A 15,115-nucleotide genomic window follows, 5' to 3' on the forward strand; every position below is an offset into this window, starting at 1 on the left:
GCACCAGAATAGGGCATGCTGCGCGGCGAGCGCAGCCTGACCCGGCGCACAGACTCGAACGACCTCAGGTTTCGGACCGCACCCTATGACCACCCAGCGAATCGGTTTTCTCATCTGGCCCAGCACCAGGCCTTTGACCCTGGCGTTGGCCGAGGAAGTGTTGCTGGTGGCGCAGCGTGTGCATCCGGATGTGGTCTACGAGTTGGTCTTCCTGCAGGCCGAGCCTGCGCAGGAAGGCGCCTGGCGGCTGCCGGGCGAGCCGTGGACCGGCCGCCTGGAGGGCTGCCACAAGCTCTTTCTGCTGGCCGACGAGCCGCCTGCGGCGATGGGGGCTGCCTTTTCAGCGGCGCTCAAGCAACTGGCGCGCAGTGGTTGCCTGATCGGTGGCCTGTCGGCCGGGGTGTATCCGCTGGCAATGCTGGGCCTGCTCGATGGGTACCGGGCAGCCGTGCACTGGCGCTGGCAGGATGACTTTGCCGAACGCTTCCCCAAGGTGATTGCCACCAGCCACCTGTTCGACTGGGATCGCGACCGACTGACCGCCTGCGGCGGTATGGCGGTGACCGACCTGCTGCTGGCGGTGCTGGCGCGGGATCACGGGGCGGAGTTGGCCGGGGCGGTGTCGGAAGAGCTGGTGGTAGAGCGCATCCGCGAGGGTGGCGAGCGCCAGCGTATTCCGCTGCAGAACCGCCTGGGCTCGAGTCACCCCAAGCTGACTCAGGCCGTGTTGCTGATGGAAGCCAACATCGAAGAGCCGCTGACCACCGACGAGATTGCCCAGCATGTGTGTGTGTCGCGTCGGCAGTTGGAGCGTATCTTCAAGCAGTACCTGAACCGCGTGCCCAGCCAGTACTACCTGGAGTTGCGGTTGAACAAGGCACGGCAGATGCTGATGCAGACCAGCAAGTCGATCATCCAGATCGGGCTGTCTTGTGGTTTCTCGTCGGGGCCGCATTTTTCCAGTGCCTACCGTAATTTCTTTGGTGCAACGCCGCGGGAAGACCGGAACCAGCGTCGCAGCAGCAGCCCGTTTGAACTGAGCTCGGCGCCGGCTGAAAAGGGCTGAGATTTCGGGTGGGTTCGGGGTGTATGCCTTGGGGTTGGTGTTGGAGCGCAAATCGAGCGCCGCCCACGCGGCGCTTCGCGGGTAAACCCGCTCCTACGTTTGTTTCGGGCCAGTTATGCCTGTGGCATTTGCGCGCGAACGCCTTGGCGCACACCTCGATATCCCGTCGAACAAACAAGGCGGTCGCGCGCGCCAGGCACAGGAGGGACTGACCCGAAACAAACGTAGGAGCGGGTTTACCCGCGAAGCGCCGCGCGGGCGGCGCTCGATCTCCCCGTCAACACATCAACATCGCCGTACATCCTGCCCTCTCACAATCCTATGTGAACACCCGTACATCCTGTCCCCCCCCGCAATCCTATGTGAACCCCCGTACATCCTGTCCCTCCCACAATCCTGTGTGAATACCCGTACACCCCGCCCCCTCACAATCCTATGTGAACACCCGTTCACCCAGCCCCCTCTCTCCCGTACACTGCGCGATTGCGACAGTGTTTGTCGCATTGCCGAAAGCCTTGTCAAAACTGGGTTTTGCGCTGTAACAAGTTGTCGCTTGGCCGCAAGGACAGGCGCGGATCAGTCCTTACAATCCCCCCATCGCTCGCCACTTCCAGGCCAGCGTTCCTCTTCAGGAGACTCAGATGTCCGTTGAGCAAGCCCCGGTGCAACGTGCCGATTTCGACCAGGTGATGGTCCCCAACTATTCTCCGGCGGCCTTCATTCCTGTGCGAGGCGAGGGTTCCCGTGTCTGGGACCAGTCGGGCCGCGAGCTGATCGACTTTGCAGGCGGCATCGCGGTCAATGCCCTGGGCCACTGCCACCCGGCACTGGTCAAGGCCCTGACTGAACAGGCCAACACCCTCTGGCACGTCTCCAACGTGTTCACCAACGAGCCGGCCCTGCGCCTGGCCCACAAGCTGGTGGACGCCACCTTTGCCGACCGCGCGTTCTTCTGCAACTCCGGCGCCGAGTCCAACGAGGCCGCTTTCAAGCTGGCCCGTCGTGTGGCGCATGACCGCTTCGGTCCGCAAAAGCACGAAATCATCGCCACCGTGAACAGCTTCCACGGTCGCACCCTGTTTACCGTCAGCGTGGGTGGCCAGCCGAAGTACTCCGATGGCTTTGGCCCGAAAATCACCGGTATCAGCCATGTGCCGTACAACGACCTGGAAGCGTTGAAGGCACAGATTTCCGACAAGACCTGCGCCGTGGTGATCGAGCCGATCCAGGGCGAGAGTGGCGTGGTGCCGGCCGACAAGGCCTACCTGGAAGGCGCGCGCAAGCTGTGTGACGAGCACAACGCTCTGCTGATCTTCGACGAAGTGCAGACGGGCGTGGGCCGTACCGGCTCGCTGTATGCCTACCAGCACTACGGCGTGACACCGGACATTCTGACCAGTGCCAAGAGCCTGGGCGGCGGTTTCCCGATTGGCGCCATGCTGACCACCACCGAGCTGGCCAAGCACCTGGCCGTTGGCACCCACGGCACCACCTATGGCGGCAACCCGCTGGGCTGCGCCGTTGCCTGCGCGGTGCTGGACGTGGTCAACACTCCGGAAACCCTGGCCGGTATCAAGGCTAAGCACGAGCGCTTCAAAACCCGCCTGGAACAGATCGGCCAGCAGTACAACCTGTTCAGCCAGGTGCGTGGTGTCGGCTTGCTGCTGGGCTGTGTCTTGACCGAGGCCTGGAAAGGCAAGGCCAAGGACGTGCTCAATGCTGCCGAGAAAGAAGGCGTGATGGTGCTGCAGGCCGGCCCGGACGTGGTCCGCTTCGCGCCAAGCCTGGTAGTTGAAGACGCCGACATCGACGAAGGCCTGGACCGCTTCGAACGCGCTGTGGCCACACTGACCAAAGGCTGATCCGCCAGTGGTCTTTCGCCGGCCCTGGCGCAGCCTCAGCCCGAGGCTGCGCCGGGTCGGCGATACCCGATTCCAGTGCAGGTGCCTGGGTGCCTGCCGTTTTTCCGTGCCGACGTGAATGGCCCGTATTCCAAAGGAGTGACACCATGCTGGTGATGCGCCCCGCGCAAATGGCTGATCTGAACGACGTGCAGCGCATGGCTGCAGACAGCCCCATTGGTGTCACCTCGCTGCCGGACGACACTGCTCGTCTGGGCGACAAGATTGCCGCCTCTGAGACATCCTTCGCCGCCGAGGTCAGCTTCAACGGTGAAGAGAGTTACTTTTTCGTGCTCGAAGACAGCGAAACGGGCAAGCTGGCCGGCTGCTCGGCCATCGTCGCTTCGGCCGGGTACTCCGAGCCGTTCTACAGTTTTCGTAACGAAACATTCGTGCACGCCTCACGCGAGCTGAAGATACACAACAAGATCCATGTGCTGTCGCTGTGTCACGATCTGACCGGCAACAGCCTGCTGACCAGCTTCTATGTGGCGCCGGAGCTGGTGAACAGTGGCTGGGCCGAGCTCAACTCGCGCGGCCGGCTGCTGTTCATGGCCGCGCACCCGGAGCGCTTTGCCGATTCGGTGGTCACCGAGATCGTCGGCTTCAGCGACGAGCAGGGTGAATCGCCGTTCTGGGATGCCATCGGCCGCAACTTCTTCGATCTCAACTATGCCGACGCCGAGCGCCTGTGCGGCCTGAAGAGCCGTACCTTTCTCGCCGAGCTGATGCCGCATTACCCGATCTACGTGCCGTTGTTGCCAGACCTGGCGCAGGAAGCCATGGGCCAGGTACATCCGCGGGCACAGATCACCTTCGACATACTCATGCGCGAAGGCTTCGAGACCGAGCACTACATCGACATCTTCGACGGTGGCCCGACCCTGCATGCGCGCACCTCTGGCATCCGCTCGATCGCCCAGAGCCGGGTTGTACCGGTGAAGATCGAAGAGACCCCGGTCAAAGGCGGGCGCCCGTACCTGGTGTGCAACGGCCTGTTGCAGGACTACCGCGCGGTGTTGCTGGACCTGGACTGGGTGCCTGGCAAGCCGGTCAGCCTGAGCGTGGCGGCAGCCGACGCGCTGGGCGTGGGTGAGGGCGCCAGCGTGCGCCTGGTCGCGGTTTGAGGTCTGGCAACAGACGTTTCGGGCTTGATGCGTTAGCAGAGTTTCGCGCCGGCCGATGCCGCCGCACAAGGAGATAGCATGATCGTTCGTCCTGTACGCAGCAGCGATTTGCCTGCGTTGATCGAATTGGCACGCAGCACCGGCACCACCGGGCTGACCACGCTGCCGGCCAACGAAGAGCGCCTGGGGCATCGCGTTGGTTGGGCGGAAAAAAGCTTTCGTGGCGAAGCCGAGCGTGGCGACACCGATTACCTGTTCGTGCTGGAAAACGACGAAGGTCTGGTGGTGGGCATCAGTGCCATCGCCGGCGCCGTCGGCCTGCGTGAGCCCTGGTACAACTACCGGGTCGGCCTGACTGTCAGCGCCTCGCAGGAGCTGAAGATCTATCGCGAAATCCCGACGCTGTTCCTGGCCAACGACCTGACCGGCAACTCCGAGCTGTGCTCGCTGTTCCTGCGCAGCGACTACCGCTCGGGCCTCAATGGCCGGCTGCTGTCGCGCGCGCGCATGCTGTTCATTGCCGAGTTCCCCGAGCTGTTCGGCAAGAAGATCATTGCCGAAATGCGCGGCATGTCTGACGAGCAGGGCCGTTCGCCGTTCTGGGAAAGCCTGGGTCGGCATTTCTTCAAGATGGAGTTCAGCCAGGCCGACTACCTCACCGGCGTGGGCAACAAGTCGTTCATCGCCGAGCTGATGCCCAAGTTCCCGCTGTACACCTGCTTCCTGTCCGAAGCGGCGCGCAGTGTGATCGGCCGTGTGCACAAAGACACCGAGCCGGCGCTGGCCATGCTCAAGCAGGAAGGCTTCAACTACCAGGGCTACGTCGACATCTTCGATGCCGGCCCGGCCATCGAGTGTGACACTGCCAAGATCCGCGCCGTGCGCGAGAGCCAGACCCTGGTGCTGGCGGTAGGTACGCCAGGCGATGACGCGACCCCTTTCATCATCCACAACCGCAAGCGCGACGACTGTCGCATCACTGCTGCACCTGCACGGTTGGCCGCCGGCACCCTGGTGGTCGACCCGTTGACCGCCAAACGCCTGCGCATGGGCGTTGGCGACAATGTCCGCGCGGTGCCGCTGTCGGCCAGCCGGGAGGCCCAGTAAATGACCACGCATTACATCGCAGGCAATTGGCAGGCCGGCCAGGGCGAAACCCTGCAGTCGCTCAACCCGGTGACCCAGGCCGTGATCTGGCAAGGGCAGGGCGCTGACGCGAGCCAGGTCGATGCTGCCGTGCAGGCCGCGCGGCAGGCCTTTCCGGCCTGGGCGCAATTGAGCCTGGAGGCACGTATCGATGTGCTGGAGAAGTTTGCCGCGCAGCTGAAAGTGCATGCCGAGGCCATGGCCCAGTGCATTGGCGAGGAAACCGGGAAGCCGCTGTGGGAATCTGCGACTGAAGTCACCAGCATGATCAACAAGGTGGCGATTTCGGTACAGAGCTACCGCGAGCGCACCGGCGAAAAGAGTGGGCCTCTGGCCGATGCCACGGCTGTTCTGCGGCACAAGCCTCACGGCGTCGTGGCGGTGTTCGGCCCGTACAATTTCCCCGGGCACCTGCCCAATGGCCATATCGTGCCGGCGCTGCTGGCAGGCAACTGCGTGGTGTTCAAACCCAGCGAGCTGACCCCCAAGGTCGCTGAGCTTACCGTCAACTGCTGGATTGCTGCCGGCCTGCCGGCGGGTGTGCTGAACCTGGTGCAGGGCGCACGCGAAACCGGTGTGGCGCTGGCCGCCAACCCAGGTATCGATGGCCTGTTCTTCACCGGCTCCAGCCGCACCGGCAACCTGTTGCATCAACAGTTCGCAGGCCGCCCAGACAAGATTCTGGCCCTGGAAATGGGGGGTAACAACCCGCTCGTGGTGGACGAGGTCAAGGACCTCGACGCGGCGGTGTATACCATTATCCAGTCGGCGTTCATTTCCGCCGGCCAACGCTGCACTTGCGCGCGGCGCCTGCTGGTACCGCAAGGCGCCTGGGGCGATGCACTGATCGCGCGCCTGGTCGAGGTGTGCAAAACCATCACGGTGGGGGCGTTCGATGAACAGCCGGCGCCTTTCATGGGCTCGGTGATTTCGCTGCAGGCGGCTCGGGCGCTGCTTGCCGCCCAGGCCGAACTGGCTGCCAAAGGTGGCGTGAAACTGCTGGAAATGACTCAGCCACAGGCCGATGCTGCACTGCTGACTCCGGGCATTGTCGATGTCACCGCCGTGGCTGACCGCCCGGACGAAGAGTTTTTCGGCCCGCTGTTGCAGGTGATCCGCTACGCCGACTTCGATGCTGCCATCGATGAAGCCAACAACACCCAGTATGGCCTGGCCGCTGGCTTATTGTCTGATTCGCGAGCCCGCTACCAGTACTTCTGGCTGCGCAGTCGCGCGGGCATCGTCAACTGGAACAAACAGCTGACGGGGGCTGCCAGCAGCGCGCCGTTCGGTGGAGTGGGAGCCAGTGGCAACCATCGCGCCAGTGCCTATTACGCAGCCGACTACTGCGCTTACCCCGTGGCTTCGCTGGAGACCGCCAGCCTTGCCTTGCCGGCGACCCTGACGCCGGGCGTCACCCTATAACAACAGGTCACGGAGCCTAGCCGATGAAATCCTATGAAGTGAATTTTGATGGCCTGGTGGGGCCTACCCACAACTATGGCGGCCTGTCTTACGGTAACGTGGCTTCGCAGAGCAATAGCCAGCAGGCGTCCAACCCGCGTGAGGCAGCGCGCCAGGGCCTGGCGAAGATGAAAGCGCTGGCCGACATGGGCTTCAAGCAGGGTGTTCTGGCGCCACAAGAGCGCCCGGACGTGGCGGCGCTGCGCCGCCTGGGGTTCAGTGGCAGCGATGCCGAAGTTATCCAGCGCGCCGCCCGCGAGGCCATGCCGTTGCTGGTGGCCAGTTGCTCGGCCTCGAGCATGTGGGTGGCCAACGCCGCAACAGTCAGCCCGAGTGCCGACACTGCTGACGGTCGCGTGCACTTCACCGCCGCCAACCTCAACTGCAAATATCACCGCAGCATCGAGCACCCGACCACCAGCCGCGTGCTGGGCGCCATGTTCAACGACGAGAAATACTTTGCCCACCACGCCGCGCTGCCTGCCGTGGCACAGTTCGGTGACGAGGGCGCGGCCAACCACACGCGCTTCTGCCGCGCCTATGGCGAGGCTGGCGTGGAGTTCTTTGTCTACGGCCGCAGTGCCTTCGACAGCCGTTACCCGGCGCCACAGAAGTACCCGGCCCGACAAACCCTGGAGGCTTCGCAAGCTGTGGCCCGGCTGCACGGCCTGAGCGATGACGGTGTGGTCTACGCTCAACAGAACCCGGCGGTGATCGACCAGGGTGTGTTCCACAATGATGTGATTTCGGTGGGTAACGGCGAGGTGCTGTTCTACCACGAGGACGCGTTTCTCGAGACCGACGCGGTACTTGGGCAGCTGCGAGCTAAACTGGCCAGCAAGAGTGGCAACTTCCAGGCCATCTGCGTGCCCAGGGCAGCGGTGGCGGTGGAGGACGCGGTGCGTTCCTACCTGTTCAACAGCCAGCTGCTCAGCCGCGACGATGGTTCGATGCTGTTGGTCGTGCCGGAAGAGTGCCGCAACAACGAGCGGGTCTGGGCCTATCTGGGCCAGCTGACCAGCCAGGGAGGCCCGGTGAAGGAGGTCAAGGTGTTCGACCTCAAGCAAAGCATGCAGAACGGCGGCGGCCCGGCCTGCCTGCGTTTGCGCGTGGCTTTGAAGGAAGCGGAGCTGGCGGCGGTCAACCAAGGCGTTATCATGACGGCCACGCTGTATGACACGCTGCTGCAGTGGGTCGACAGGCACTACCGCGATCGCCTTGGCGAAGCAGACCTGGCTGACCCGCAACTGCTGGTGGAATGCCGTACGGCACTGGACGAATTGACCCAGATCCTGAAGTTGGGCTCGGTGTATCCGTTCCAACGCCAACCTTGAAGAGAGACTCTGTAATGACCGACGCCTTGCGCCTGATCCTCGAAGATGAAGACGGCACCCAGCTGGAAACATCCTGCACCCGCTTTGCTGTGGTCTGGCAAGGCAAGGAAGTGTGGATTCAGCAGGATGGCCGTGGCCAGTTGCTGATCGGCGTGGATGTCGAGGAAGACGACACCGAGTATGCCAACTTGCTGCTGCGCCCGATGGCCACCAACCTGGTCAGCCTGCAGCTGGAAATGGAACCGGCAGAACTTGGCGAAGACGACGATCACGTTCATGGCCCTGACTGCGGTCACCACCACTAAGGAAGCACCTATGCTCGCCCTTGGCAAATTGCTTGAGCTGACCCTCACCGATCACGAACCGGCCGAGAAGACCCAAGTGACACCCAAGGGCGCGCGTTTGCGATGGCTGGGGGAGGGCGCGCTCGAAGTGCGCCCGGCCGAAAGCGACGATTGCGGGCTGGACTTGCTGTTGTCCGCCGGCATTCATGGCAATGAAACAGCGCCGATCGAATTGCTCGAGCGGCTGCTGCACGGCGTGGCCAACGGCAAGATCAGGCCCAGGGCACGGGTGCTGTTCCTGTTCGGCAACCCGGCGGCGATCCGCAAGGGCGAGCGCTTTATCGAACAGGACATCAACCGCTTGTTCAATGGCCGCCATGAGCTGTCCAGCGGTTTCGAAGCATTGCGTGCTGCCGAGCTGGAACAGTTCGCCCGGGTGTTCTTCAGCAAGCCAGGGCGCAACCGCCTGCATTACGACCTGCATACTGCCATCCGCGGTTCGAAGATCGAGCAATTCGCCTTGTACCCTTATAAAGAGGGACGCAAGCACTCCCGTCGCGAACTGGCGCGCCTGGCGGCGGCAGGTATGGAGGCGGTGTTGCTGCAAAGCAAGTCGTCCATCACCTTCAGCGCTTTCACCTACGAGCAACTTGAGGCTGAAGCTTTCACCCTGGAGTTGGGCAAGGCCCGTCCGTTCGGCCAGAACGAGCAGGTGAACCTCGACAAGCTCGAAGAGCGGCTGATCCGCATCATCGAGGCTACCGAGCCAGAGGACGAAAGTTCGCTGGATGGCCTGCAGCTGTTCAGTGTTTCCCGCGAAATCATCAAGCACAGCGACAGCTTCCACCTGCACCTGCCGGCGGACATCGAAAACTTCTCCGAGCTGAGCAAGGGTTACCTGCTGGCTGAAGACCTGGCCGAGATGCGCTGGGTGGTCGAGGAGGAGGGTGCGCGCATCATCTTCCCCAACCCCAAGGTCAAGAACGGCTTGCGCGCCGGCATTCTGATCGTGCCGGATTCGGGGCAGCGCCTGGGGTGAGACCGGTGTCGCCTGTTTCGCGGGTGAACCCGCTCCTACGAGATATGTGCAAGGTCTCAGTGTGGCGCCGTGCCCGTAGGAGCGGGTTTACCCGCGAAACAGGCGACACAGTTTCGGATCCTATCCTTGATGAAAACCCTTTAATTCACCGCCTGTTCCATTTTCCCCTCCCTTGAGCGGTAATTGGCTTGCCAGTGGCGAAACACAGGATTTAGCATCCGGTCATGTCGTTTTCGTTTGCATAGCCCGAAAAACCGTCCAAACGATGGCTTCTATCGTATAAACACACTGCATCGAGACTGCAGGACCGATATAATGCGGCCCTTTGCCGTCGTTTCGTCGACGCGTTTGCCCAACAGGGCCGCCGTTTCCGTGGAAGAACCTATGAAAAGCGCAGAAATCCGTGAAGCCTTCCTTCGCTTCTTCGAAGAGCAGGGACATACCCGAGTCGCCTCCAGTTCGCTGATCCCGAACAACGACCCGACCCTGCTGTTCACCAACGCAGGCATGAACCAGTTCAAGGACTGCTTCCTCGGTGCGGAGAAGCGCGCCTACACGCGTGCTGTCAGCAGCCAGAAGTGCGTGCGTGCCGGTGGCAAGCACAACGACCTGGAAAACGTCGGTTACACCGCGCGTCACCACACCTTCTTCGAAATGCTGGGCAACTTCAGCTTCGGCGACTATTTCAAGCGCGACGCCATTACCTTTGCCTGGACCTTCCTGACGTCTGAGCAGTGGCTGAACCTGCCCAAGGAAAAGCTCTGGGTTACCGTCTACGCCACCGACGACGAAGCCTACGACATCTGGACCAAGGAAGTCGGCGTGCCGGCCGAGCGCATGGTGCGCATTGGCGATAACAAGGGCGCCCCGTACGCCTCCGACAACTTCTGGACCATGGGCGATACCGGCCCGTGCGGCCCGTGCACCGAGATTTTCTACGATCACGGCCCGGATATCTGGGGTGGTCCACCCGGCTCGCCAGAAGAAGACGGTGACCGCTACATCGAGATCTGGAACAACGTCTTCATGCAGTTCAACCGCACTGCCGACGGTGTGTTGCACCCGCTGCCAGCGCCGTCGGTGGACACCGGCATGGGCCTGGAGCGTGTCAGCGCCGTGCTGCAGCACGTGCATTCGAACTACGAGATCGACCTGTTCCAGAACCTGCTGGCTGCCGCAGCCAAGGCCATCGGTTGCAGCAATGACGGCCAGGCTTCGCTGAAAGTGGTCGCCGACCACATCCGTTCGTGCGGCTTCCTGATTGCCGACGGCGTGCTGCCGTCCAACGAGGGCCGTGGCTACGTGCTGCGCCGCATCATTCGCCGCGCTTGCCGTCACGGCAACAAGCTGGGCGCCAAGGGCAGCTTCTTCTACCAGATCGTTGCCGCACTGGCCGCTGAAATGGGCGAAGCCTTCCCGGAGCTGAAGAGCCAGCAAGCGCACATCGAGCGCGTGCTCAAGGCCGAAGAAGAGCAGTTCGCCAAGACCCTGGAGCAGGGCCTGCGCATCCTCGAGCAAGACCTGGCCCAGCTGAAAGGCGACGTGGTACCGGGCGACGTGGTGTTCAAGCTGTACGACACCTATGGCTTCCCGATGGACCTGACTGCCGACATCGCCCGTGAGCGTGAGCTGACTATCGACGAAGCCGGCTTCGAGCGTGAAATGGACGCACAGCGTGAGCGCGCCCGTTCTGCCAGCGCGTTCGGCATGGATTACAACAGCGTGGTCAAGGTCGACAGCGCCACCGAGTTCCTCGGTTACGACGCCACCGAGGGCCAGGGCAAGATCATCGCCCTGTACAAGGACGGCCAATCCGTTGACCAGCTGGGTGAAGGCGAGCAGGGCGTTGTGGTGCTCGACCGCACGCCGTTCTACGCCGAGTCCGGTGGTCAGGTCGGTGACAGCGGCTTCCTGCAGGCGGGTGCTGCACGCTTCGACGTGCGTGATACCACCAAGACCGGCGGCGCCTTCCTGCACCACGGCGTGGTGGCCAGCGGTGCGCTGGTGATCGGTTCGCCAGTCGAGGCCAAGGTCGATGCCGACGTACAGCACGCCACCTCGTTGAATCACTCCGCCACCCACCTGCTGCACGAAGCATTGCGCCAGGTACTGGGCGAGCATGTACAGCAGAAGGGCTCGCTGGTCGACAGCCAGCGCCTGCGTTTCGACTTCAGCCACTTCGAAGCGGTGAAGCCGGAGCAGATCAAGCAGCTGGAAGACATCGTCAACCGCGAGATTCGCAAGAACACCCCGGTTGAAACCGAACTGACCGACATCGAAACTGCCAAGGCCAAAGGCGCAATGGCGCTGTTCGGCGAGAAATACGGCGACACCGTGCGTGTGCTGAGCATGGGCGGTGATTTTTCGGTGGAGTTGTGCGGCGGTATCCACGCCAAGCGCACCGGTGACATCAGCCTGTTCAAGATCATCAGCGAAGGCGGCGTAGCCTCTGGCGTGCGCCGTATCGAAGCCGTAACCGGTGCCGCTGCGCTGGCCTACCTGAACGCTGCCGAAGAGCAGGTCAAGGAAGCCGCGCAACTGGTCAAGGGTAACCGCGACAACCTGATCGACAAGCTGTCGGCTGTGCTTGAGCGCAACCGCCAGCTGGAGAAGCAGCTGGAACAGCTGCAGGCCAAGGCCGCCAGCGCCGCCGGGGACGATCTCTCCAACGCGGCTGTTGAGGTCAAGGGTGCCAAGGTCCTCGCCGCCCGCCTGGATGGGCAGGATGGCAAGGCCCTGCTGGCCCTGGTCGATCAGCTGAAGAACAAGCTCGGCCACGCAGTGATCCTGCTGGGCAGCGAGCATGAGGGCAAGGTTGTGCTGGTGGCCGGCGTGACCAAGGACCTCTCCAGCCAACTCAAGGCTGGCGATCTGATGAAACAAGCCGCTGCGGCGGTGGGTGGCAAGGGCGGCGGCCGTCCGGACATGGCCCAGGGTGGTGGCGTCGACGTCGCTGCGCTGGACCAGGCCCTGGCGCTGGCCGTGCCATTCGCAGAGCAGGGACTTTGAGATGAAGGGGTGGATGGTCCAGTGGTCACGCAGGCCACTCCCGTCCACCCCTTCATGTTGGATTGTTTTTTGGGGCCCTGTATGGGCTGAGGCACCATTGAAATGGCGTTGATCGTACAGAAATTTGGCGGCACCTCTGTCGGTTCCATCGAGCGGATCGAGCAGGTAGCCGAAAAGGTCAAGAAACACCGTGAAGCGGGCGACGACCTGGTGGTTGTGCTGTCGGCCATGAGCGGTGAAACCAATCGCCTGATCGACCTGGCCAAGCAGATCACCGATCAGCCGGTTCCTCGTGAACTGGACGTGATCGTGTCGACGGGTGAGCAGGTCACCATTGCCCTGCTGACCATGGCCTTGATCAAGCGTGGTGTGCCAGCGGTGTCCTACACCGGCAACCAGGTGCGTATTCTCACCGACAGCTCGCACAACAAGGCGCGCATTCTGCAAATCGACGACCAGAAGATTCGTGCCGACCTCAAGGAAGGCCGCGTGGTCGTGGTTGCAGGCTTCCAGGGCGTCGACGAGCACGGCAGCATCACTACCCTGGGTCGTGGTGGCTCTGATACCACCGGCGTGGCCCTGGCGGCGGCGCTGAAGGCTGATGAGTGCCAGATCTACACTGATGTTGATGGCGTCTACACCACCGACCCGCGCGTCGTGCCACAGGCTCGTCGCCTGGAGAAGATCACCTTCGAAGAGATGCTGGAAATGGCCAGCCTTGGTTCCAAGGTGCTGCAGATCCGTTCGGTGGAGTTCGCCGGCAAGTACAACGTTCCGCTGCGCGTGCTGCACAGCTTCAAGGAGGGTCCGGGTACCCTCATTACCATTGATGAAGAGGAATCCATGGAACAGCCGATCATTTCCGGTATCGCCTTCAACCGTGATGAAGCAAAGCTGACCATTCGCGGCGTGCCGGATACCCCGGGCGTGGCCTTCAAGATCCTCGGCCCGATCAGCGCTTCGAACATCGAAGTCGACATGATCGTGCAGAACGTTGCTCACGATAACACCACCGACTTCACCTTCACCGTGCACCGCAACGAGTACGAGAAGGCGCAGAGCGTGCTGGAAAACACTGCGCGCGAAATCGGCGCCCGTGAAGTGATCGGCGACACCAAGATCGCCAAGGTCTCGATCGTTGGCGTCGGCATGCGTTCGCACGCCGGTGTTGCCAGCTGCATGTTCGAAGCCCTGGCCAAGGAGAGCATCAACATCCAGATGATCTCCACTTCCGAGATCAAGGTTTCGGTGGTGCTCGAAGAGAAGTACCTGGAGCTGGCCGTACGCGCGCTGCATACCGCGTTCGATCTGGATGCTCCTGCCCGACAGGGCGAGTAAGGCGCTGCCTGGAAGGGCGCGGCTTGCCGCGCCCTTCGCGTTTCTGCTCGCCGCGCAGGTCCTGTCCTGCCTTGTGCGGCGAGTAACCGGGGCCATGGTCGTCGTCCGCGACCCGGGCCCGATATCCAAGACTGTTACCCCTGAATGTTTTGCGTAAGGAGAAAGCTATGTTGATTCTGACTCGTCGGTGCGCCGAGAGCCTGATCATTGGAGACGGCGAGATCACCGTGACGGTGCTTGGCGTCAAAGGCAACCAGGTGCGTATTGGCGTGAGCGCCCCGAAAGAAGTGGCAGTTCACCGCGAGGAAATCTACCTGCGGATCAAGAAGGAGAAGGATGAAGAGCCAAGCCTTTAATTTTTTTGAAGTTTTTTTCAAAAAAAGGGTTGCAAAGGTGAAAGAGGTTCTTTAATATTCGCCTCGTGTTGCGGTGAGGTGGCCGAGTGGCCGAAGGCGCTCCCCTGCTAAGGGAGTATACCTCATAAGGGTATCGGGGGTTCGAATCCCCCCTTCACCGCCATTATTTGCGTAGGGCGCTGTAAACGGTAGGAACGCTAAGTAGTTGTTTTATAACGAAAAGCTTCTTGCAATAATGTTTCAGCGACCTATAATGCGCGGCAAGACACGGACTCATAGCTCAGCTGGATAGAGTACTCGGCTACGAACCGAGCGGTCGCAGGTTCGAATCCTGCTGAGTCCGCCACTTTTGAAGTGGCTTTGTTTGCAAGGCTGCTTCAATCAACCAGCGGTATCTGGTCTAAAACTGCCAATCGCGGACTCATAGCTCAGCTGGATAGAGTACTCGGCTACGAACCGAGCGGTCGCAGGTTCGAATCCTGCTGAGTCCGCCACTTTCTTGAAGTGGTTCTGCTTGCAAAGCCATTTCAGTCAACCAGCGGTAATCTGGTTTAAAACTGCCAATCGCGGACTCATAGCTCAGCTGGATAGAGTACTCGGCTACGAACCGAGCGGTCGCAGGTTCGAATCCTGCTGAGTCCGCCACTTTTTGAAGTGGTTCTGCTTGCAAAGCCATTTCAGTCAACCAGTGGTAATCTGGTCTAAAACTACCACCACGGACTCATAGCTCAGCTGGATAGAGTACTCGGCTACGAACCGAGCGGTCGCAGGTTCGAATCCTGCTGAGTCCGCCATACCCCATCAAGAAGCCCGCTCGATTGAGCGGGCTTTTTGTTTGTGCGCCAATGAATTCTTGAGTCTGCCGATCTACGCTCTTCTGTAATGATTGCGGTGTAGTTTGGAGCCGCTGAGCGGCCTCAAAATCAAATGTGCTTTCCCATCCACAACAACCGTCGCACTGATAGCTTCGAGCGTTGTCCCAGCTTTATCACGCAAACGATTGTTCTGGCCAAAAATTTAAGCGATCTAACAGCTTTAGCAGTGTATGATT

The 15,115-nt window shown here is 61.6% G+C and carries 11 protein-coding genes and 5 tRNA genes; all 16 read left to right on the forward strand.

What is annotated here, in order from left to right; genetic code table 11:
- Positions 1–85: 85 nt before the first annotated feature.
- The 16 genes from argR (at position 86) to V7787_RS13555 (ending at position 14,858) form a co-directional block, all read left to right on the forward strand.
- The gene (gene argR, locus V7787_RS13480; RefSeq protein ID WP_004576734.1) at positions 86–1,066 is read left to right on the forward strand and encodes a transcriptional regulator ArgR; all 981 of its coding nucleotides are present in this window, start codon (positions 86–88) and stop codon (positions 1,064–1,066) included.
- 641 nt (positions 1,067–1,707) lie between these two features.
- Positions 1,708–2,928 (forward strand): aspartate aminotransferase family protein, encoded by a 1,221-nt coding sequence (locus V7787_RS13485; protein WP_064493124.1) that lies wholly within the window; start codon positions 1,708–1,710, stop codon positions 2,926–2,928.
- 146 nt (positions 2,929–3,074) lie between these two features.
- Positions 3,075–4,094, forward strand: coding sequence for an arginine/ornithine succinyltransferase subunit alpha (gene aruF, locus V7787_RS13490; protein ID WP_064493123.1), 1,020 nt, complete (start codon positions 3,075–3,077; stop codon positions 4,092–4,094).
- A gap of 78 nt (positions 4,095–4,172) precedes the next feature.
- A complete protein-coding gene (astA, locus tag V7787_RS13495; RefSeq protein ID WP_003254513.1) occupies positions 4,173–5,201 on the forward strand; it encodes an arginine N-succinyltransferase in 1,029 nt (342 codons plus the stop codon).
- Positions 5,202–6,665, forward strand: coding sequence for a succinylglutamate-semialdehyde dehydrogenase (astD, locus tag V7787_RS13500; protein WP_020191888.1), 1,464 nt, complete (start codon positions 5,202–5,204; stop codon positions 6,663–6,665).
- Positions 6,666–6,688: 23 nt separating this feature from the next.
- Positions 6,689–8,038, forward strand: a complete 1,350-nt coding sequence (gene astB, locus V7787_RS13505) for an N-succinylarginine dihydrolase (RefSeq protein ID WP_104886530.1) — start codon at positions 6,689–6,691, stop codon at positions 8,036–8,038.
- A gap of 14 nt (positions 8,039–8,052) precedes the next feature.
- Positions 8,053–8,343 (forward strand): topoisomerase II, encoded by a 291-nt coding sequence (locus tag V7787_RS13510; protein ID WP_003254508.1) that lies wholly within the window; start codon positions 8,053–8,055, stop codon positions 8,341–8,343.
- 10 nt (positions 8,344–8,353) lie between these two features.
- Positions 8,354–9,361, forward strand: coding sequence for a succinylglutamate desuccinylase (astE, locus tag V7787_RS13515; protein ID WP_010955173.1), 1,008 nt, complete (start codon positions 8,354–8,356; stop codon positions 9,359–9,361).
- Positions 9,362–9,745: 384 nt separating this feature from the next.
- A complete protein-coding gene (gene alaS, locus V7787_RS13520; protein WP_064493121.1) occupies positions 9,746–12,370 on the forward strand; it encodes an alanine--tRNA ligase in 2,625 nt (874 codons plus the stop codon).
- 102 nt (positions 12,371–12,472) lie between these two features.
- Complete coding sequence (locus V7787_RS13525; protein ID WP_003254504.1) at positions 12,473–13,708, forward strand: aspartate kinase; 1,236 nt, start codon at positions 12,473–12,475, stop codon at positions 13,706–13,708.
- Positions 13,709–13,875: 167 nt separating this feature from the next.
- A complete protein-coding gene (csrA, locus tag V7787_RS13530; protein ID WP_003254503.1) occupies positions 13,876–14,064 on the forward strand; it encodes a carbon storage regulator CsrA in 189 nt (62 codons plus the stop codon).
- Between the two features lie 72 nt (positions 14,065–14,136).
- Positions 14,137–14,227: transfer RNA gene (locus tag V7787_RS13535), tRNA-Ser, on the forward strand.
- 106 nt (positions 14,228–14,333) lie between these two features.
- Positions 14,334–14,410, forward strand: a tRNA-Arg gene (locus V7787_RS13540).
- 71 nt (positions 14,411–14,481) lie between these two features.
- Positions 14,482–14,558: transfer RNA gene (locus V7787_RS13545), tRNA-Arg, on the forward strand.
- Positions 14,559–14,632: 74 nt separating this feature from the next.
- Positions 14,633–14,709, forward strand: a tRNA-Arg gene (locus tag V7787_RS13550).
- Between the two features lie 72 nt (positions 14,710–14,781).
- Positions 14,782–14,858, forward strand: a tRNA-Arg gene (locus tag V7787_RS13555).
- The last annotated feature ends 257 nt before the right edge of the window (positions 14,859–15,115 follow it).

This window comes from Pseudomonas sp. CGJS7 (assembly GCF_036961695.1).